Origin of the sequence: Streptosporangium sp. NPDC020145 (assembly GCF_040631275.1) — a bacterium.
GTDB lineage: Bacteria > Actinomycetota > Actinomycetes > Streptosporangiales > Streptosporangiaceae > Streptosporangium.
The window spans coordinates 1-18,951 of the sequence record NZ_JBEXZT010000027.1 but is presented as its reverse complement, the minus strand read 5'-3'; the positions used below and the strand labels follow the sequence as shown (position 1 = coordinate 18,951).

General features: G+C 68.9%; 18 protein-coding genes. 8 read left to right on the top strand and 10 right to left on the bottom strand.

Annotated features, from left to right (window positions below; all coding sequences use genetic code 11):
- The first annotated feature begins 31 nt into the window (after positions 1 to 31).
- Together ABZ463_RS33780 and ABZ463_RS33775 are read left to right on the top strand one after the other, a co-directional pair.
- Positions 32 to 760: an alpha/beta hydrolase gene (locus ABZ463_RS33780; protein ID WP_362782438.1), complete on the top strand. Its 729-nt coding sequence runs from the start codon at positions 32 to 34 to the stop codon at positions 758 to 760.
- Between the two features lie 351 nt (positions 761 to 1,111).
- Positions 1,112 to 1,549, top strand: coding sequence for a nuclear transport factor 2 family protein (locus ABZ463_RS33775; RefSeq protein WP_362782436.1), 438 nt, complete (start codon positions 1,112 to 1,114; stop codon positions 1,547 to 1,549).
- Positions 1,550 to 1,697: 148 nt separating this feature from the next.
- Here the strand turns inward: ABZ463_RS33775 and ABZ463_RS33770 are convergent, their stop codons facing one another.
- Positions 1,698 to 3,314, bottom strand: a complete 1,617-nt coding sequence (locus ABZ463_RS33770; protein WP_362782434.1) for an RICIN domain-containing protein — start codon at positions 3,312 to 3,314, stop codon at positions 1,698 to 1,700.
- Positions 3,315 to 3,627: 313 nt separating this feature from the next.
- Positions 3,628 to 4,320: a DUF6461 domain-containing protein gene (locus ABZ463_RS33765; RefSeq protein ID WP_362782431.1), complete on the bottom strand. Its 693-nt coding sequence runs from the start codon at positions 4,318 to 4,320 to the stop codon at positions 3,628 to 3,630.
- A gap of 213 nt (positions 4,321 to 4,533) precedes the next feature.
- On the opposite strand from ABZ463_RS33765, the gene ABZ463_RS33760 reads away from it, so the two are divergent.
- From ABZ463_RS33760 to ABZ463_RS33750, 3 genes are all read left to right on the top strand, one after another.
- Positions 4,534 to 5,097: a hypothetical protein gene (locus tag ABZ463_RS33760; protein ID WP_362782428.1), complete on the top strand. Its 564-nt coding sequence runs from the start codon at positions 4,534 to 4,536 to the stop codon at positions 5,095 to 5,097.
- Positions 5,098 to 5,279: 182 nt separating this feature from the next.
- On the top strand, positions 5,280 to 6,356 hold the full coding sequence (locus ABZ463_RS33755) for a ParB/Srx family N-terminal domain-containing protein (protein WP_352012893.1): 1,077 nt from the start codon (positions 5,280 to 5,282) through the stop codon (positions 6,354 to 6,356).
- 206 nt (positions 6,357 to 6,562) lie between these two features.
- On the top strand, positions 6,563 to 7,018 hold the full coding sequence (locus ABZ463_RS33750) for a hypothetical protein (protein ID WP_352012892.1): 456 nt from the start codon (positions 6,563 to 6,565) through the stop codon (positions 7,016 to 7,018).
- Positions 7,019 to 7,039: 21 nt separating this feature from the next.
- Here ABZ463_RS33750 and ABZ463_RS33745 read toward each other — a convergent pair whose 3' ends face one another.
- On the bottom strand, positions 7,040 to 7,414 hold the full coding sequence (locus ABZ463_RS33745) for a DUF5997 family protein (protein WP_352012891.1): 375 nt from the start codon (positions 7,412 to 7,414) through the stop codon (positions 7,040 to 7,042).
- Between the two features lie 55 nt (positions 7,415 to 7,469).
- Between ABZ463_RS33745 and ABZ463_RS33740 the strand changes: the two genes are divergently transcribed.
- A complete protein-coding gene (locus tag ABZ463_RS33740; protein ID WP_362782424.1) occupies positions 7,470 to 8,204 on the top strand; it encodes a LysR family substrate-binding domain-containing protein in 735 nt (244 codons plus the stop codon).
- A 247-nt stretch (positions 8,205 to 8,451) separates the two neighbouring features.
- Positions 8,452 to 9,414 (top strand): LysR substrate-binding domain-containing protein, encoded by a 963-nt coding sequence (locus tag ABZ463_RS33735; RefSeq protein ID WP_362782421.1) that lies wholly within the window; start codon positions 8,452 to 8,454, stop codon positions 9,412 to 9,414.
- On the opposite strand, the gene ABZ463_RS33730 is transcribed toward ABZ463_RS33735, so the two are convergent.
- From ABZ463_RS33730 to ABZ463_RS33700, 7 genes are all read right to left on the bottom strand, one after another.
- Complete coding sequence (locus tag ABZ463_RS33730) at positions 9,401 to 10,249, bottom strand: alpha/beta fold hydrolase (RefSeq protein ID WP_362782418.1); 849 nt, start codon at positions 10,247 to 10,249, stop codon at positions 9,401 to 9,403. The two genes, ABZ463_RS33735 and ABZ463_RS33730, sit on opposite strands and share 14 nt — an antisense overlap.
- A gap of 10 nt (positions 10,250 to 10,259) precedes the next feature.
- The gene (locus ABZ463_RS33725) at positions 10,260 to 11,159 is read right to left on the bottom strand and encodes an ATP-binding cassette domain-containing protein (protein ID WP_352012887.1); all 900 of its coding nucleotides are present in this window, start codon (positions 11,157 to 11,159) and stop codon (positions 10,260 to 10,262) included.
- Complete coding sequence (locus ABZ463_RS33720) at positions 11,156 to 12,190, bottom strand: ABC transporter ATP-binding protein (protein WP_362782414.1); 1,035 nt, start codon at positions 12,188 to 12,190, stop codon at positions 11,156 to 11,158. Before ABZ463_RS33720 ends, ABZ463_RS33725 begins: the two co-directional genes overlap by 4 nt.
- Positions 12,183 to 13,169: an ABC transporter permease gene (locus ABZ463_RS33715; protein ID WP_352012885.1), complete on the bottom strand. Its 987-nt coding sequence runs from the start codon at positions 13,167 to 13,169 to the stop codon at positions 12,183 to 12,185. The genes ABZ463_RS33720 and ABZ463_RS33715 overlap by 8 nt, the downstream gene beginning before the upstream one ends.
- Positions 13,166 to 14,095 carry an ABC transporter permease gene (locus ABZ463_RS33710; RefSeq protein WP_362782410.1) on the bottom strand — a complete coding sequence of 310 codons (930 nt, stop codon included), beginning with the start codon at positions 14,093 to 14,095 and terminating at the stop codon, positions 13,166 to 13,168. The genes ABZ463_RS33715 and ABZ463_RS33710 overlap by 4 nt, the downstream gene beginning before the upstream one ends.
- Positions 14,082 to 15,797: an ABC transporter substrate-binding protein gene (locus tag ABZ463_RS33705; RefSeq protein ID WP_352012883.1), complete on the bottom strand. Its 1,716-nt coding sequence runs from the start codon at positions 15,795 to 15,797 to the stop codon at positions 14,082 to 14,084. Before ABZ463_RS33705 ends, ABZ463_RS33710 begins: the two co-directional genes overlap by 14 nt.
- 895 nt (positions 15,798 to 16,692) lie before the next feature.
- Positions 16,693 to 16,977 (bottom strand): hypothetical protein, encoded by a 285-nt coding sequence (locus ABZ463_RS33700; RefSeq protein ID WP_362782407.1) that lies wholly within the window; start codon positions 16,975 to 16,977, stop codon positions 16,693 to 16,695.
- A gap of 469 nt (positions 16,978 to 17,446) precedes the next feature.
- On the opposite strand from ABZ463_RS33700, the gene ABZ463_RS33695 reads away from it, so the two are divergent.
- The gene (locus ABZ463_RS33695) at positions 17,447 to 17,818 is read left to right on the top strand and encodes a YciI family protein (RefSeq protein WP_362782404.1); all 372 of its coding nucleotides are present in this window, start codon (positions 17,447 to 17,449) and stop codon (positions 17,816 to 17,818) included.
- The last annotated feature ends 1,133 nt before the right edge of the window (positions 17,819 to 18,951 follow it).

The window sequence follows — 18,951 nt, the reverse complement described above, 5'->3', positions numbered from 1 at the left end:
CACAAGGCATCCCGAAAGGTCCGAAACGCTGATGCGCTTCACCTCCCAGACGTCGTCGGACGGCGTCACCGAGCAGTTCTTCACCCTCGACGAGATCCCCGGCGTGCTGTGGACGCCGGATGACGCCCCCGGCACGCGGCCGCTGATCCTGCTGGGCCACGGCGGCGGGCAGCACAAAACGGCTCCCACCATCGTGTCCCAGGCGCGTCGCTACGCCGCCGAGGGCTTCGCGGTCGTCGCGATCGACGCGCCCAACCACGGCGACCGCCCCAAGGACGAGGAGTTCGGCCGCGTCGTGGCCGAGATGCGGGCCGGTATGGCCTCCGGCGAGAACCCGGGCGTCGCGGTCGCCGGCATGCACGGCCACCTGGCCGGTCGGTCCGTCGCGGACTGGCGGGCGGTCCTCACCGAGGTCCAGCGTCTCGACCGGGTCGGCGTCGGCCCGGTGGGCTACTGCGGCATGTCGATGGGCTGCGGGCTCGGCATCCCCCTCGTCGCCGCGGAGCCCAGGATCCGCGCCGCGGTGCTGGGCCTGCTCGGCGTGTACGGCCTGGCCGAAGAGGCCGCGCGGGTCACCGTACCGGTGCGGTTCCTGATGCAGTGGGACGACCGGCTGGTGCCGCGCGACCAGGGCCTGGCCCTGTTCGACGCCCTGGCCTCCCCCCAGAAGACACTGCACGTCAACCCCGGCGCACACGGGGACGTGCCGTCGTTCGAGATGGACAGCGCCCTGAGGTTCCTCGCCCGGCACCTGACCTGACCTGCCAGGACGCGCCGGCCGGACCCTCGCCTCCGGCCGGCGCGCACCGGTACGGCCGAACCACGTGCGCGTCCGGTACGGCCAAGCCGGGACACCCGGCACGTCCCTGCTCCGACAGAGCGGGGACACCCGTTCGGGCGGGGAGGGGTGTCCGTTCGGGTTAGTCAGGGCGCCCGTTCCAGTGGGCGGGGCACCCGTTCGGGCGAGACGGGGCGGCCGTTCCGATGGGCCGGGGCGTCCGTTTCGGGGCGTCCCTCGGCGACATGATCCCCACCCTGTGGATAGTTGTGCGTCCTTCCTGGCCCCGTATCGTCCTCACCAGTGATCACAGCCGTGTGGGAAAGGGAGGGTATGACCGACGACGTGGTGCGACGCGTTTTCCAGGCGGTGGACTCCTTCGACCCCGAGGAGTTCGTGCGGCTGCTGACCGAGGACGCCAGGTTCGTGTTCGGCAACGCCGAACCGCTGGTGGGCCGTACGGCCATCGTCGCCGGGCTGCGGGCGTTCTTCTCCACAATCGGCGGCCTGCGGCACCGGATCGTCAGAAGCTGGCAGGTCGACGCCGACGTCATCGCCGAGACCGAGGTGACCTACCAACGCCTCGACGGCAAGGAGACCGACGTCGTCGCCGTGTCGATTTGGCGCACCCACGACAACGGCCTCATCTCCGACTACCGAATATTCGTCGACCTCACCCCCCTTTACGCGCCTTGGAACCCGCCTCCAAAGCGTCACGACCACGCCAACAGCTCGGTGGTCTTGCCTGCCCGGGATCTGCCGAGGGCGTGATCCGCCTCCCCTTTCGGCCTCCGGCGGCATGCCGGTGGGCGCGCCGGGTGGCTCCGCCGGAGCCTGCTGGTGCGCCCTCGCCTTCTCCGTTCCCCCCTTTCAGGGGTCGACGATCGAGCGCGGACAGGCGCACCAGCCGGTCATCGGGTCAGGAGACGCAGCGGCGCAGGGCCACCCGGCCACCGTCCTTGGTCACATCGCTGGAATGCGGGGCCAGGCAGAGCTTCGTCCACTGGTTGGAGAAGGTGTAGCGCCCGCCCGGCATCGGGTTGACCGACCAGTACTGGTTGGCCGAGTCCCAGCGGGTCTCGCAGCCCCACCACATGAGCTGCGTGTTCTCCCCGGGCGGGGTGCCGTTGTTGTACGGCGCGGTCAGGCAGTAGCCGTTGGCGTTCTTGATGTTGAACCATCCGCCGTTGCGCGGGGCGGCAGTCCACTTCTGCGACGACTTGCCGTTGCACGAGCGCTGCACGACCATGCCGCCGCCGGAAATCGTCGAACCGCGGTCGAGGCACTTGCCACTCAGCACGTTCTTGTAGGCGGTCGTGTTCACCGACCACAGGTCGTACGCCCCGGTGGGCTTCGGCTTGGGCAGGCTGCCGCAGTCGTACTGCTGCAGCGGCGCGTCGTTGCTCAGCAGGTTGTTGTGGTCGAGCGCCATGCACTTACCGCTCTTGCGGTTGTAGAGATAGAACGCAGGCTGCGCGTCGTAGTGCGGCGGGATCTTCACCGTCACCCGCATCACCGCCCAGTTCTGCTGCGGCGCCGACGGCGTGCAGTTCTGCTGGTCGAGGCTGAGCCAGTCGGCCATCTCATCGCCGGTGACGTCCGCGCACTTGCCGGAGGCGTCGTTCTTCTGCAGGAACGACCCATCGGCCTGCTTGACCCGGGTCCAGCGCAACGCCGAGGACGTCCCGGTCGGGCAGTCGCGCTGCACGATCCTCGCCCCCGCCGTCCTGCTGTCGTCCTTGACCACCATGCACTTGCCGCTGTGCGCGTTGAACAGCCGGTACTGGCTCGGCAGCCACAGACGGAAGTCCCCATAGGACGACTCAAACGAGGTCGACTCGGTGTAGCCGTTGTCCCCGCCCCCGCCGCTGCCGCAGTACTTGGAGATCTCCCAGTCGCTCATCGGCCGCGAGTTCAGCGCCCAGTCGTAGGAGCGGCTCTTGTCGGGCACGTACACGGTGAGGTTCTTGCCGTACTGCATGCCGTTGCCGTCGTCGTAGTCGGCGGCGATGTCCACGACGGCCTTGATGAGCGGCCGGCGTACGGTGATCCACGCGACGCCCCAGCCGGGCACGTTCGCGGTGTTGGTGTAGGTGTCGCTGGTGCTCCAGCTCCACGACCAGCCGAGCTTCGGCCCGACGGACGCCTCCCAGTCGCCGAACTTCTTCTTCCCGCCGATGTCGAGCCCGAAGGAGAAGGAGGTCGACGAGCTCTTCATTCCCGCGACCCCGACGCTGCCGCCCGCGGCCCCGCAGGAGCGGGCGACCGGGCGAGGCTTGTTGGAGTCGCCGATCGCGTCGGGGATCTCCGCCTCACCGAGCACCTGCTGGGAACTCTTGTAGGTGAGCCTGCACTCGGGCACCTCGTACACGAGGTCACCCGCCTGCCGGTAGGTGACGTTGAGGCAGTCGCGAGCGATCTGCTCGGGGGATCTGGCCGCGGCGGCGGGTGAAGGTGAGATGACCATCGTGCCGAAGACGGCGGTAACCGCCGCGAGCATGACGGCACCGGCGCGAAGCCGGGGGAGGACGTGCATGACGCTCCTGATCAGAGTATTCAACGTGCTCGCGCAGGCTAGAAGTCCAGGGAGGCGCCGGACTGAACGGCTCAGGAACACGACTTGAAATGATCATTCAGGGGCTGGGCGTCGGCTGTCGGCGCGTGCCGCGGTGGTGAAGGCCGGCGGAGCTCGGATCTCGGCTTCGGATATCCGGAGTTTTGGCGTCCCCGCCGTGCGCCCGATCGTCGTGCGGTGACGCCCACCGCCCCCAACAGCCGCACCCGGTGACCCGGTACCGCCGACCGGCCGCGGCCGCCTCCACCGAGCCGGATCGTTCCTCTCGGCGGTCTCACCGCTCGCGGATCACGTAGCGGGTGTGGGCCCCGTCCATCCACTCCCGGTCGATCTCCCGGCCCGTCACCCTGCCGACGAGCGCCAGAGCTGATGTGAGGCAGGTGGCCATGGGCGGGCTGTACCCGTTGAGAGCGAGCGAGATGAAGTCCTGCCACCCGTCGGGAATGTCGTCCTCGTAGTCCTCCTGCCCGCTCTCCAGGCGGGCCTCCTCCCACGCGCAGTACTCCAGCCACCCCGCCGGCAACTCCGGATCGCTCGTCCAGCCGGAGTCGTTCAGGTCGAACTGCAGTCCCCGCGCGTAGGAGTCGAGCGCCTGCGGATCGCGTCCCCACCGCTCTCCGGGAACGGTGACGCCGAAGCCCGTCACGTGGTCACCGTTGACCGCGTACTCAAGATCACGTGGCCCGTTGATGTTCCAGCTCATCTGCAGCGCCCGCCCGCCGTACGAAAGCTCCCGTAGAGCCCGATCGCAGTCGAACCCCCGCACCTGGATGATCTGCGTCCAGTCCGCCGTCAGCCGACCGGCCCAGACAACCCCCGCGTCACCGTCGGCGGGCCTCCCGCGTACGGCGTCCGCCCAGACGCACTCAACCGCGTCATCCACGTCGGCGACCGAAACCCCCAGGCGTCGTGCCGCCTCCCACACCTCCAGCCCCTCGACCCAGGCCGCCATGAACCATTCGCCCATGCGGTAGGACCGGACAAGATGCCAAAGACGCTCTGATCGCCGCATTCCCGTCCCCGCCCGCTCGGCACCCGTTCCTGAGGCGACCCAATCAGACATCCCCGACAGTCACCGTGGGAGCGGGCGCCACCGTCACCCGGTCGTCCACGCCGCCGTCCGGGTCGCGCCCGGGCTCGGTTCCAGTGGATCACAAGTCCCGGTCCATAGCGTGCCGCCATGAGTCTACGCACACGGGTCGCCGGTGCTTTCTTCGTTCTGGCGGTCCTCGCGGTGGTGAGCGCCCTGGTCGGCGCCCTCGGGCACTACACGGTTCTCGACCGGCCGGTCCTGCTGGGAACCCTGGCCGTGAGCCTGGTCGTCCTCGCCGGAGCGCTCGTTTTCGGCGGAGGGCCCCGCGGCCCCGCCGTCGCGCTCGGGATGATCTGGGCAGTGGTGGGGCTGGTCACCTACGTGAACAGCTGGCAGGTGTACGCCCGGATCCCCGGCCCGACCGGCAGCGGGCTGGAGGTGCGTGTCCTGTACGACGACTGGATCATCCCCGACTGGGCGCTCGTGGTTCGCAGGAACGACGGCCTGCTGACGCGTGAGTGGCCCCTGGTCGAGCGCTTCAGCTCCGAACACTCCGACGGCCTGCCCACGGTGACCTGGGTCGATCCCTCACACGTGCGCCTGGACGACAGGCCGGGTGACGACCGGGCGCCCTGGGGCGGGCAGGTGATCGTCCTGGACCCCGGGACCGGGCGGCCGCTCAAGCCGGACCACCCGGTGAGCGCCTTCTGAGATCCGACCGTCCGGGAGCCGTTGACGTCGGCCGGTGAAAGTCCGCACCTCCTTCGTTCCCCGAAGAAGAACACGATGTTCGCCGCCGGTTCCCCTGGATGTCATGAGCATGCACTCGTACGTTGGTTGATTACCGGCACTCTCACCGTCGATAGACGCAATGCCGACGAGGAGCACGTGTTATGCGCTTCAGTTCTCCGTACCGCCTGGCCTCGGCACTTGGGGCAGCCGTCGCCGTCACCGTCGGCTCCGGCGCCGCCCTGGCGCCATCCGCTCTGGCCGCACCCGGTGCGCCGGGCACCCGGCCGTCCTTCTGTGAGCACGACAACCGCGACACGCCGTTCGCGAAGTACCTGTGCGCCAAGCCCGGTGACCTGCTCGACGTCCGCATCGGCGACGTGCACCCGACCCAGCCGTCGCTCGGTTACGACGAGGTGTACTACAAGCTCGGCCGCTACACCCTCGGCAAGGACGCGATCAACAAGAAGTTCGACGACTGGTGCGAGGCCGACGGCCGGGAGGAGGCGGCGTCCGTTTCGCCCGGCGCGCGCCTGGACGACCCGTCCTCGTTCACGTGTCAGATCCCGGTCGGCGCGGAGACGCCGGACAGCGTCGCCGCCATGAAGACCGTCGTCATCGGCCCCCATGGCGAGCCGTTCCTCACCGACGGGCACCACACGCTCACCTCCTTCTTCGAGACCCCTGACGGCGGCGCCGACCTGCACGTACGGCTACGGGTGCAGGCCAACCTGAGCACCTTCACCCGGCAGAGGTTCTGGAACGAGATGCAGGCGCGGAAGTGGGTGTGGCTGCGCGGCCCCAACGGCAAGCCGGTCACCGTGAACAAGCTGCCGACCGGCGTGGGCCTGGCCAACTTCACCGACGACAAGTACCGCAGCCTGCTCTACTTCGGCCGTGACATCGGCTACGAGCAGAACGGGCTGCCGTTCCAGGAGTTCTACTGGGGCAGCTGGGTCCGCGACGCCAAGCCGATCGACCTGGCCGGCTGGAACCAGAACGACCACGGCAGCTACCTGGCCACCGTCAAGGCGCTGACCGAGGCGATCACCGCGCTGCCCAAGGGCACCGTCGTCGACAACGGCCTCACCGCCGCCCAGTTGGGCGCGCTGGCCCAGTGGAACAACGGCAAGGCCGCCAACAAGGGCGAGTTCGACAAGCTGAGCAAGCCGTACTCCGACGCCAAGCCAGGAAAGCTGGCCTACACCCTGGAGTACAAGCGCGCGCACGGCCTGGGCTGAGACCTCCGGGACCGTACGGCCGGGCCGCCGGGCGACCGTGCTCGACGGCCCGGCCGACGCTTTGGCCGGGACCGCTCGCAGGACACGAACAGCCAGGTGGGGCGCGGCGATCCGTTCGCTCGTCACCACGGCGTCCCGAAGATCCCCGCGCCGTGGCCGGATCGGGCGGCGCCGTGTTGTCGTACCCGGTAACTACTCTTCGGCGCATGACGGTCCCCGAGGTCATTCCCATCGCCCACGAGCCCGGCTATCACACCGACACGATCGGCCACTGGGACGGCGGGCAGTTCCTCGGCTCCGTCGTCGCCGCCTTCCCGAACGGCTACACCGTCACCGACGACTGGCCCGCCCACAAGCGCTGGCACGCCGTCCTGCACACCTTCGACGCCTCAGGCCACCACCTCGGCTCCCGCGTCGAACGCACCGGCACCGACGAGAACCACCGGACAGCCGTCGAAACCGCCGAGAACCTGCTGACGCGGTGGCTCGACGCCCTTCCCGGCCACCGTTACGGCGACATCGCCATCCGGCCCTTCCGGCACGAGGTCGACGACGTGCTGTTCGGCCTTGTCATCGAGACCTTCGAAGGCACGGAACACGCCGAGCTCTACCCGGACACCCTCGGCTTCTACGAGCCCTGGGACGGTTCGTACGACACCTGACCGTTCCCGGATCTCAGCTGTCTAGCCCTGTTGCTTGAGGCGGAGCGCCTCTTTGCGAACCTTGACCTGGAGGGCCTGCTCGCGCTCCAGCCACTCCGGGTTCTCCGCCTTCAGCGCGTCGATCTCGGCGGTGGTGAGCGGTTCGGTGATCCCGTTCCTGAGCAGACCGGCGACGGAGACCTTGAGCTTCGCGGCGATGACCTGCTTGGTGTGCGGGCCGTTGCGGCGCAGGTCGACGAGCCAGGCGGGAGGCGTCGACTGCAGCTCGTTCAGCTCGTCCCTGGAGACGACACTCGCCTGGAACTCGGCGGGAGTGGCCGAGAGGGGGACACCCAGCTTCTTGGCCGCCGTCGAAGGCTTCATCGTCTGGGTGGTCTTCGGTTTGGGCGAGGTCATGGCGTCAAGAGTAGCCAGCCGGAACGGGTTCTCCTGACATCGATACCCTGGGGAAGTGACCGATGGAGAGACCGGCAGGGTGTTCCGACTGGCGTACGTGCCCGGGGTGACGCCCGCGAAATGGGTCAACATCTGGAACGAGAGAATGCCCGGGGTGCCGCTCACCCTGGTCGCGGTTCCCGCCGCCGAGGTGGTGGAACTCCTGCGGAGCGGCGGCGCCGACGCCGGGTTCGTCCGGCTGCCGATCGACCGCGACGGGCTCAGCGTGATTCCTCTCTATGTGGAGGACACGGTGGTCATGGTGCCCAAGGGGCACATGGTGACCGCCGCCGACGAGGTGACCGTCGCCGATCTCGCCGACGACGAGGTGTTCCACCCTCTTGACGACACCATCGAGTGGGCGGTCCGGCCAGGGCAGCCCGCGTTCACCCGCCCTGCCACGACGGCGGAGGCGGTCGAGCTGGTGGCGAGCGGCACCGGGATTCTCCCCGTACCGCTGTCGCTGGCGCGCCTCCACCACCGCAAGGACCTCGCCTACCGGCCGGTGTCGGACGCGCCGCAGTCCCAGGTCGCGCTGAGCTGGCCCACGGACGCGACCACCGACCTGGTGGAGGACTTCATCGGCATCGTCCGCGGCCGTACGGTGAACAGTTCGCGAGGCCGTACCCCCGAAGCCCCTGCCTCCTCGGCGAAGAAACCGGCACAGCGGCAGGCGCAGAAACCCGCGCAGAACGGCTCCGGCCGCCGGGCCGTACCGGCCGGTCGTAAGAAGAAGGGCCACCGCCGGTAACGGAGCCCGGTGCGTCGATCGGTTCCGGCGGCGCCTCCCGACCGTGCCCGTCGTGGTCGCCCACGCCGACGCGAGAGGAGCGCCCCGGCAGGGTTAGCGATCAAGGACCGGGCCCTTGTGGGCGGCGAAAAGCCCAGGCCGGGACGTTTCGCGTCCTGAGGCGCCCGCTAGCATCGGGGTTCCCCGGTCCCGCCTCGCGGACGCTCCTACCGCGACGGACGCCCGGCCGACTCGCGACGGAGCCCGCGTGCCCACGATCGATCCCCGCCGTCTCCTCATCCTCCGCGCCTTCGTGCTGTCCGACTCGGTCACCGCGACCGCGGCGGCGCTGCACCTGACGCCGTCCGCGGTGTCGCAGCAGCTCGCGGCGCTCGAACGCGAGGTCGGTCACGTGCTCGTCGTACGCGCGGGACGCAAGCTGGCGCTCACCCCGGCCGGGCGCATCCTCGCCGAGCACGCCGAGGAGATCAGCTCCCGGCTGAAGATCGCCGAGGCCGACCTGGCCGCGCACGCGGGCGGTGTCCTCGGGCAGCTCAGGATCGGCGCCTTCCCCACGGCGATCAGCTGGTTGGTTGCGCCCGCCATCGTCGAACTGCGCCGTCAGGCACCGGGCGTCGACGTCACGGTCGTCGACGCGGAGGCCCACATGAGCCACCGGATGCTGATGCGCGGCGACATCGACGTGACCGTGACCATGGAGTACGAGTCCAGCCCCGAGCGCGACTCCCCCGACATCGTGAAGTTCCCGCTCTACATCGAGCGGTTCAAGGTCGTTCTCCCCCACACGCACCCGCTGGCCGGTGAGGAGGGCGTTGGGCTCACCCAGCTCGCCGAGGAGAACTGGATCATGCCCTCACCCGGTAACCCGTGCCGCACGATGGTGTTGCAGGCGTGCGCCGAACTCGGCTTCCACCCGTCGATCACCCATGTCTCGGACGACTACCGCGCCGCGCTGGCACTGGTCGCCGCCGAGGCGGGGATCTGCCTGGCGCCGGAGTCCGCGCTCTCCGCCCGCGACGCCGACTGGGTGGCGATCCTGCCGACGCGCGGCGTCGCGCCGCTGCGCAAGGTGATCATGACGACGCGACGCGACAACCAGGGTCATCCCGTCGTACGCGCGGGGCTTGAGGCGATGCGAGCCGCCGTCGCCTCGCCGGACGCGGAGATCTACGGCCCGCTCGCGCGGTCCGACACCTTCAGTGTCGAGTGACGGCTCCGGCCGGTGGCGCGTTCTCGCGGAGGAAGGCGTCGACGTGCCGGTGGTACTCGTCCGGCTTGTCGCGGCGCACACAGTGGTGGGCACCCTCGATCACGACGACGTCGAAGCCGGGCGCGACGGCCGTGAGACGCTCACGGGAGTGCTTGTCGACGATGACGTCGCCGGTACCGGTGACGAGCAGCGCGGGCACGCCCGCCGGGCCGACCGTGATCTGCCGCGCGGTCGGCGTCCAGATCCGGCGCTTCTCGTGGAGCCGCTGCTCCATGTAGTCGGTGTCGACGGCCTTCATCGCCTCGGCGAGCGGACGCAGTTCCTGCTCCGCCCAGTGGGGATAGAGCTCGCGCTGTATCTCCACGAGTTCCTCGACCGACGCCGTGTCCGCGTGGTCGAAGGGGTCCTTGATGGTCTGCTCGACGCTGAGCCACGGGTTGGGACCTGCCTCGGGCACCCACCATGGCGGGTCCTCAAGCACGACGCCGGCCACGAGGTGCGGGGCGTCGGCGGCGACGAATGCGGCGATCCGCGCACCCATGGAGTGCCCGACGACGAGCGTCCTGCGCCCGGTCTCGTCGAGCATGTCCTTGAGGATGTCGATCGCGTCTTGCACCATCACGTCGGTCGACGGAACACCCTCGTGTTCGGGCAGGCGGCCGGGTGACTTCCCGTGGCCCCGGGCGTCAGGCGCCACGATGTGGTAGTCGCCTCCCCAGCGGTCGACGGCGTCACCGTAACAGGCGCCGGACTCCACGGCGCCGTGCAGGATGAGAATGGCGGGCGCATCTGCTGCGCCCCGCCCGTACTCTCGGACGAACAGGTCGGTTCCCACGTGTCCTCATTCAGTGCTCTGTGGCGCCGGCCTCCGGCCGGCTCACAACAGGGTGATCGTTTGGTGAGACATGGTCGTGATCGTGGCACGCCTCGTCGGCGTCGCGCAACGCTCCCGCAGGCCAGGGGGGCGGCTCCGCCTCCGGTGTCGCCTCGACCAGCGCGCGCGTGCAGGGGTGCCGCGGGGAGCGGAAGATCTCGTCGGACGGACCGGTCTCGACGATACGGCCACGCTGCATGACGGCGACGCGGTCGCTGTAGAGCCGGATCACCGCCAGGTCGTGGCTGACGTGGAGGAACGAGATCCCCTGGTCGCGCTGCAGGTCGGCCAGCAGGTTGAGGATCTGGGCGCGCACCGACACGTCGAGCGCCGAGGTCGGCTCGTCCGCGATGATCAGATCCGGTTTGAGGGCCAGCGCGCGGGCCACGGCGACGCGCTGGAGCTGCCCGCCGGACGCCTCGTGCGGGAAACGCCCCAGGTACTCGGCGCCGAGGCCGACCGACTCCAGCAGTGTGACCAGTTCGGCGGTCGACGTCGTCTCGCCGTGCGCGCGGAAGACGTTCTCCAGCGTCTGCCGTACGGTCTGCCGCGGGTTCAGCGACGCCAACGGGTCCTGGAAGACCATGGCGACGTTGCGCCGTAGCCGCCGTAGTCCTCGCCTGCCGAGGCGGGCGAGATCCTGCCCGCCCGTACGGACGGTGCCGGACGTCGGCACCACCAGGCCGTTGGCCATCCGCGCCAGTGTGGACTTGCCCGAGCCGGACTCGCCGACCAGGCCGAGCGCCTCGCCTCGCTCGACGTGGAGCGAGACGCCGTCGACAGCGAGGAAACCCCCGCGCCCACGGCCGAAACCACCGAATGTGCGGTAGCGCTTGCTGACGTCGGTCATCTCCAGGATCGGCTCGCTCACCGGGCGACCTCCTGCGGTGCGGGGAGACGATCGAGGTGGCAGGCCGCGAGGTGCAGCCCGCCGACCTCGCTGGTCGGGCGGGCGGTGGGCAGCGGCGCCTCGACGAGGCAGCGTTCGCCGACCTGGCCGGCGAGGCCGCAGCGCGGCGCGAAGGCGCAACCCGGTCCGGCGTCGCGCAGCGACGTGGGCGCGCCGGGGATGGCACGCAGCCGGGTCCGCCGCCCTCCGGTTTCGAGCCGGGCGTCCAGTCGCGGCGTGGCCGCGCGGAGACCGGCGGTGTACGGGTGGGCGGGCCGGTGGAAGATGTCGCGGAGGCTGCCGTACTCGGCCTGGCGGCCCGCGTAGAGCACCAGGACCTCGTCCGCCGCGCTCCCCACCACCCCGAAGTCGTGGCTGATCAGGAGCATCGCCATGCCGTACTCCTGCTGGAGTTCGCGGAGCAGGGCCAGGATCTGCGCCTGCACCGTCACGTCGAGCGCGGTGGTCGGTTCGTCGGCGATGAGGAGCGCGGGCCGGTTCACCAGGGCCATCGCGATCACCGCGCGCTGCCGCATGCCGCCGGAGAACTCGTGCGGGAAGCGGCGTACGGCGTCCGCGGGCTCGGGGATGCCGACCCGGTCGAGCATCTCGACCGCACGGGCCCGCGCGGCGCGGCGGGTGACCGACGCGTCGTGCAGGCGGAGCGCCTGGGCGATGTGCGCGCCGATGTCGAGGTACGGGCTGAGCGCGGACATCGAGTCCTGGAACACCATGGCGACGTCACGACCGCGGGCCCGGCGCAGTTCACGCTCGTCGGCGGAGAGCATCTCCCGGCCCGCGACGACGATCCGGCCCCTGGCGCTCGCCCCGCGCGGCAGCAGCCGCATGATCGCCCGGCCGGTGATCGTCTTGCCCGAACCCGACTCGCCGACCACGGCGAGGGTGCGTCCGCCGTCCAGGCTCACGGAGAGATCCCGGACCACATCGGCGGTGACGCCGCCACTGGTGAACGAGACACACAGGTCCTCGATCTGGAGTACGGGGTCAGACACGGCGGATCCTCGGATCGAGAAGCGGCATCAGCAGATCGGCGACCAGGTTGCCGACGATGATGAGGAAGGCGGAGAAGAGCGTCACCCCGACGACGATGCTCAGGTCGGACTCGTTCACGCCGGACAACAGCAGGTCACCGAGCCCGTGCAGGCTGAACACCTTCTCCGCGATCACCGATCCGCCCAGCAGCGCGGTGACGTCGAGCGCGAACATCGCCGCGACCGGCACCATCACACCGCGGACGGCGTGCCGGTTCACCTGCCGGTTCGACGCGCCGCGCGCGGTCATCGCGACGAGGTGGTCGGCCGAGAGCTCGTTGAGGAGCTGGGTACGGGTGACCCGGATGTATCCGGCGGCGAGGATGAACGACAGCACCATCCACGGGCCGATCAGGTGCCAGGCCCAGTCCGCCGGCGACTCCGAGAACGACACGAAGCCGGAGTACGGCAGCGCGTTGAGCATGAAGCCGAAGACCTGCAGGACGAGCAGGCCGACGAGGAAGGTCGGCACCGACAGCCCGAACATCGCGAAACCGGTCGAGAACCGGTCGACGACCCCGCCCTTGCGTATCGCCGACAACGCGCCGAGGCCGATGCCCACGACGAGGCACAGGACGGCCGCGCCGAGCGCGAGCGACAACGTGACGGGCAGCCGCTCGGCGATGAGCGTCGTGACGTCGCTGCGGTTCGGGAACGAGTAGCCGAAGCAGGGCGCGGGACAGTGCACCTGCTGGGCGCCCTGGCCGTACGTACGGCCGGCGAAGAGGCCCTTCACGAACTCGGTGTACTGCCACAGCACGCTCTGGTCGGTCTGCATGTAGGCGCTGACCTTGGCCCGGGTCTCGGGCGGGCACGGCTTGCCGCACATGGAGCGGGCCGGGTCCTTCGAGGCCCCGAAGAAGAGACAGATCGTCACGAAGGCGATCGAGAGGAGCATGAACACCGCGGTGACCATGCGGCGGGCTATGTAGACGATCACGCGGCATCCTCCGTGCGCACATCGAGGACGTCGCGGAGCGCGTCACCGGCGAGCGTGGCGCCGAACACGATCAGGAACACCACGGCTCCCGGGAAGAGCATGTACCAGACGTCCGCGCCGCTGTAGATCCACGGCAGCGAGTCCGAGAGCAGTTTGCCCAGGTCGGGGACGTCGCCACGCAGACCGACGCCGAGGAACGACAGCCCCGCGACGACGCTGACGTTGCCGGGCAGCGACATCGCGAACAGGACGACGACCAGGCCGAAGAGGTGCGGCAGCATCTCGCGGCGGATGATCTGCCAGGGCGGGGCCCCGGTCGCGCGCGCCGCCTCGACGAAGGCGCGGGCGTTGACGGCTCCGGCCTGGGCGCCGATGATCCGGGCCGGGACGGTCCAGCCGAAGAAGGCCAGCACCAGCACGAGGACCAGGCCCCGAGGCATCTCCTCGGGCACGATCGCCATGATCGCGATGACGAACATCAGGCCGGGGAAGCCGAACATGAAGTCGATCAGCCGCCCGGCGACGGCGCCGAACCAGCCGCCGAAGTAGCCGATCGCCGTACCGAGGACGGCGGCGAAGGCGATCGACAGGATGCTCGCCCCGAACGCGATGAACAGCGACGAGCGGATGCCGTAGACGATCTGGGCGAACAGGTCGACACCCGTCACCGGGACGACGCCGAACCAGTGGTCGGCGCTGACGCCGCCGAAGGCGCCCAGCGGACGGCCGCCGTCCGGGTCGAGCAGGTCGGTGTGCAGGGTGCTCGGGTCCTGTCCCTCGATCCACACGAGCAGCGGGGCGCAGAGTCCCGCGACGAGCGGCACGACCAGCATGACCAGGCCGGCGACGCCGGACCGCTTCCTGAGGAAGCGGCGGAGGGCCGACGTGCCCCGGCCCTCCGCCTGCCGGATCTCAGCTGCCGACACCGACGACCAACTCGTTCGCGAACGGTGGGTAGGCGGGGATGAAGTAGTTCATGATCTTCGAACCGGCCAGGGCCTGCGTGCGCTGCACGAGGATCGGCACGATCGGGGCGTCCTCCATGATCTGCTTGTCGATCGCGGCCCACATCGTGGCGGCCTTGCCGAGGTCCGGCTCCGCGACGGCGGCGTCGATCGCGGCGTCCACCTTGGGGTTGGAGTACTTGGAGGCGTTGCCGCCGCCGTCGCCGATCTCACTCGACGCGAACAGCGGCTGGATGGTGCTCATGCCGCTCGGGAAGTCCGCTCCCCAGCCGTTCGTCGTCATGTCGTAGTCGCCGTCGTCGGAAGAGATGAGCTCGAACCAGGTGTCGCCGTCGAGGCCCTTGAGCTCGACCTTGACGCCGATCCGCGCCAGCGAGTTCTTGATGCTCTGGGCCTCCTTCTCCTCGATCGCGCTCACGTCGGTCGGGTAGGTGAGCGTGAGCTTCAGGTCGGAGACCCCGGCCTCGGTGAGCAGCTCCTTCGCCTTGTCGACGTTGCCGGTTTCGCCGCCGTCGTACAGGTTGTACTCGGTGCGGCCGGGGATGCCGGGCGTCATGATGGTCGAGGTGATCTGGCCGCCGAACTTCGGACCGCCGTACACGCTCTGCAGCTCGGCCTTGTTGATCGCGTAGTTGATCGCCTTCCGGACGCGGACGTCGGAGAGGCTCGGGCGCTTGACGTTCATGGCGAGGTAGCGGAAGTAGCCCGACGGGCTGTTGGCCATGCGGTTGGAGATCGACGGGTCGGACTCGATCCGCTGGAACTGCGACGGCGAGATGAGCGCGTTGCTGATCGCGTTCTTGTCCGCGCCCTTGTCGTCGATGAGGCGCTGCACGATCGTGTCGTTGTTCAGGCCCATGTCGAGGACGATCTTGTCCGGACCGGCGAGCCGTACCTGGTCGGTGTCGGCCTTCCAGTTCGGGTTGCGTTCCAGTACGGCCTGCGAGCCCTTGCGGAAGCTCGTCACCTGGTACGGGCCGCTGGCGACCGGGCGCTCGCCGTACGTCTCCGGCTTGGTGTCGGCCGCGGCGGGCACCGGCGCGAAGGCCGGCATGCTGACGATCCACGGCCAGTTGCCGAACGGGCGCGCCAGACGGAAGACGATCTTGCGGTCGTCGACGACCTCGATGGAGTCGAGCTTCTTGCCGTCGTACGGGCCGTCGTAGTCGGCGCCACCGACCAGCAGCGTCTTGTGGTAACCGAGGCCGCCCTGGAACATCGGCGCGAACGACCGCTCGATGCCGTACTTCACGTCCTGCGCGGTGATCGGGCTGCCGTCGGAGAACTTCAGGCCCTCCTTCAGCGTGAAGGTCCACGTCTTGCCGCCGTCGTCCGTCGTACCGGTGTCGGTGGCGAGGTCCGGCACGAGGACCGTGTCCTTGTCCGGGAACGTCTGCCACGACGTCAGCCCACGGTGCACCCACCGCAACCGGCTGGTCGGCACCATCTGCGCGTTGGCTGTCTCGAAGGACTCGTTCGCGCGCCGCGAGAGGTAGTGCAGAGTCTGGCCCTTCGGCACGGACTCAAGCGCCGTCGCGTTCTTGTCCTTCGTCGGCCCGGTGGACTGCGAGCTGGACTGCGAGTTCGCGTTGCAGCCCGCCGTCACGAGGGCCAGGACGAGCGCGAGCCCTACGGGCGCCACTCTCCGGGATCGATTCGCCATAGATCGCGCTTCCTGTGAGGCGGTCCCAATCGTTCGGGTCCGCTGCTGGATCTCAGGAAGGGAGTCTGTTGGCGGGCGAGAGCACCCGTCCATCGAGGAGTTCTACACGGGATCTTTAAGAAAATCTGATAGATCGCGGAGGCCTGCTCGTGTGACACCCACGATACCCCCCTCTCCGGGTGGCTGGAAGATCACGACACACACCCGCGGGCGGAGCCCTCTCCTCCGCGCACCGACCCCCTGCACTGGGTCATGGAACCGCGCCTGCCTGTAGCGATATTTGGGATGTTTTCATACCGTTGTCAGGCTTCTGTCATGCCGTTCTCATCCTCACGACACGTTCATTCGCCGGATGAAACGATTAAATACCGCAGATAGTGAACTATGCCCCAATATGGTGAAAACCATATTTAAATCCAGGCCTGCCGTGAAGTGACCACAGGCACGCACAGGCCGTGCACAGGACCACCAGGAGCGGCGACACCGTCTTCACCGAGCAGAACAGCAGCCGATGGAATCGCAGAACATTAACCAGAACTTCAAAATCAACTACCCCCGGACGAGCAACCCAACGACCCAAGCCCCACCACCCGGCACACCCTGGCGCCGTCCCCAACCGCCTTCACACCACCCGGCGCCCTGCCGCCTCACCCCTGACTACCCCCGCGCCACCCGACACACCCCCGCGTCACCCCTAGCCGCCTTCACACCACCCGGCGCCCTGCGCCTCACCCCTGGCTACTCCCGCACCACCCGACACACCCCCGCGTCACTTCTGGCCGTCCCCACGCCACCCGGCCCGCGCCTCATCTCCGACCGCTCCCCCGCATCCCCCTGACCGTCCTTTCATCGCCCCTAGCCACCTCACATCACCTTGCGCGTCTGCGCCTCGCCCTCAGCCGCTCCCATCGCCCCTGATCGCCTCCACGTCACTCCTGTTCACCCCTCGCATCGCCCTTGGCAACTTCACGTCGCCCCTGGTCACCCTCGTGTCATTCCTGATCGCCTTTTCGTCGCCCCTGGCCATCCCCACACCATCCGGCCCGCTCCTCATCTCCGACCACTCCCACGCATCGCCCCTGACCGTCCCTTCGTTGCCTCTGGCCACCCTCACATCGCCCGGCGCGCCGCTCCTCACTCCCAGCCGCCCCCGCATCACCTCTCCGTCACTTCTGTTCACCCCGCACCACCCGGCGCATCTGCGCCTCACCCTGGCTACCCCTACCATCCGATGCACCCCCAGGCCCCCGCCATCCTCATGTCATTCCTGATTGCCCTCTCGTCGTTCCTGGCCGTCCCCACGCCATCCGGGCTTGCACCCCGCTCCAGTCCGCCCCGCATCGCCCCTGGCTGTCCCTTCGTCGCTCTTGGCCACCCCCGCGTCGCCTCCGGCCATCCTCACGTCGCTTCTGGCCGCCCCCGCTGTCGCGATGCGCATCCTGCTGTGCTCGCAGATTCCCGCCCCGAAAACCGGGGCTCAATCACCGCGGCCATCGCGCAGGGGTCACTTCGGCGGGTGAAACGCGGACCGGAAAGATCAGCCACGTCGCGACGAGAGATTTCTCCGAGACCGTGTCGATTCGCAGGCCGCTCATTCGACGTGTAGATGAGAGAGCCGAGAGGCGGCCCCGACGGACGAGGAGAACGCGATGTCGAAGTACCTGCTGATCATGCGGGGCACCGACGAGTCGAACGCGGCCATGATGGCCGATATCGACGAGATGATGGCCACGACCCGCCTATTCATCGAGGACGCGGTCAAGGCCGGTGTTCTCCTGGCGGCGGAAGGGCTGGACGATCCGGGCCAGGGCGTCGTGGTCGACTTCAGCGGCGAGACCCCGGTGGTCACGGACGGACCGTACGGCGAGACCAAGGAGCTGTTCGGAGGCTTCTTCATGCTCGACGTCGCCTCGAAGCAGGAGGCGGTCGAATGGGCCAAGCGGGTCCCGGTGGCTCGCGGGTCCAAGATCGAGATCCGGCGGGTACCCGGGGACGACGAGGTCCCGCAGACCAACGATTGACCACCCAGATCTGGACCGGCGGCCGGATCCAATGGGCATGACCGGCACCGAGGCCGTCCTACGGGTTGGTCGGCACGGACTGTCGTCGAGTCGGCCCGATTCACCGGCGACTTCGAGCCGACCGAAGCCTCGACCGGGAGACGGTGACGTCATGGCCGCTCGCCCCTCCGGCGAAGCCGACCGACCAGTTGGACCGTGGAGGATCGACCCGCTCCGCCACCCGACCACCTTCCAGAATCGATGCGCCCCGCCGTCGGCCGACTCGACGGTCAACTCAGCCATCAACGAAGAACCGATCCCGGCAAGACCGATGACGGCGTGTCGGCACCGACGTTCGTCGGCTACCGCCCCGTGCTTTTCCCCGGGGCCGGGGCCGGGCGGGCCGACCCCACGCGTGATCGGTGGCCTGCCCAGCGAGGAGATCGCCCACGCGTTCCCCACACCGGCCCGCATCACCCGGGACGAGAACGGCCGTTGCGCCATCCAAACTGTCGCCGGCCACCGAGAGCGGGTGGACGAGCGTGCCCAGAGCCACCTACATGACCTTCTCCAAGGGGCCAACGACCGCGTCGAGGACCGGCCGCCGCGCCCCGGCATCGCATACGAGGCGATCCGGTCGGCCTCCGCACCGGCCACGCCGCGGCCGGACGAGCTTGGAGGTGCCCGGCCTGATCGAGAGGTCCTCCAAGACCGCAGACCGAACGCCCAAGTACGCGACAGCGGTCACCCTCGAATCCCAGAAAGGCGAGAGGCGCTTCTCGAAGCGTTCGCGGCTCTCACCGTACGAACAGCACGGAAGCCCATCAAGGGCGTGATCCACACCAGCGAGTGAGGCCGAGAAGCCGCACCGGACGTGCCAACGCCTCGCCTTACTGACCTGCCCGGCTCCTGGAAACCGCCTGACGATACAGAACGGTGTGCGCCTCCCGCCGACGAAGAAGGGGACACCGGGGATCAGCAAGGAGCGGCTCGATCAGGCCTTCCCCATCGAGTGGATCCGCCGTCTCCGAGGTGACCTCGGAAGTCTGACCTCACATCTGTCAACGACGGCTGAATCTTGACCCTCTGACGTCGCCTGAATTCTGACCCCCTGATGTGCTTGATCGTTACTGATCGCTGCTGTGACCCGCCGC

Excerpts from the sequence above, each read along its gene's own strand:
- ABZ463_RS33780 (WP_362782438.1), top strand. The coding sequence starts at position 32 with ATGCGCTTCACCTCCCAGACGTCGTCGGACGGCGTCACCGAGCAGTTC.
- ABZ463_RS33775 (WP_362782436.1), top strand. The coding sequence starts at position 1,112 with ATGACCGACGACGTGGTGCGACGCGTTTTCCAGGCGGTGGACTCCTTC.
- ABZ463_RS33770 (WP_362782434.1), bottom strand. The coding sequence starts at position 3,314 with ATGCACGTCCTCCCCCGGCTTCGCGCCGGTGCCGTCATGCTCGCGGCG.
- ABZ463_RS33765 (WP_362782431.1), bottom strand. The coding sequence starts at position 4,320 with ATGGGCGAATGGTTCATGGCGGCCTGGGTCGAGGGGCTGGAGGTGTGG.
- ABZ463_RS33760 (WP_362782428.1), top strand. The coding sequence starts at position 4,534 with ATGAGTCTACGCACACGGGTCGCCGGTGCTTTCTTCGTTCTGGCGGTC.
- ABZ463_RS33755 (WP_352012893.1), top strand. The coding sequence starts at position 5,280 with ATGCGCTTCAGTTCTCCGTACCGCCTGGCCTCGGCACTTGGGGCAGCC.
- ABZ463_RS33750 (WP_352012892.1), top strand. The coding sequence starts at position 6,563 with ATGACGGTCCCCGAGGTCATTCCCATCGCCCACGAGCCCGGCTATCAC.
- ABZ463_RS33745 (WP_352012891.1), bottom strand. The coding sequence starts at position 7,414 with ATGACCTCGCCCAAACCGAAGACCACCCAGACGATGAAGCCTTCGACG.
- ABZ463_RS33705 (WP_352012883.1), bottom strand. The coding sequence starts at position 15,797 with ATGGCGAATCGATCCCGGAGAGTGGCGCCCGTAGGGCTCGCGCTCGTC.
- ABZ463_RS33695 (WP_362782404.1), top strand. The coding sequence starts at position 17,447 with ATGTCGAAGTACCTGCTGATCATGCGGGGCACCGACGAGTCGAACGCG.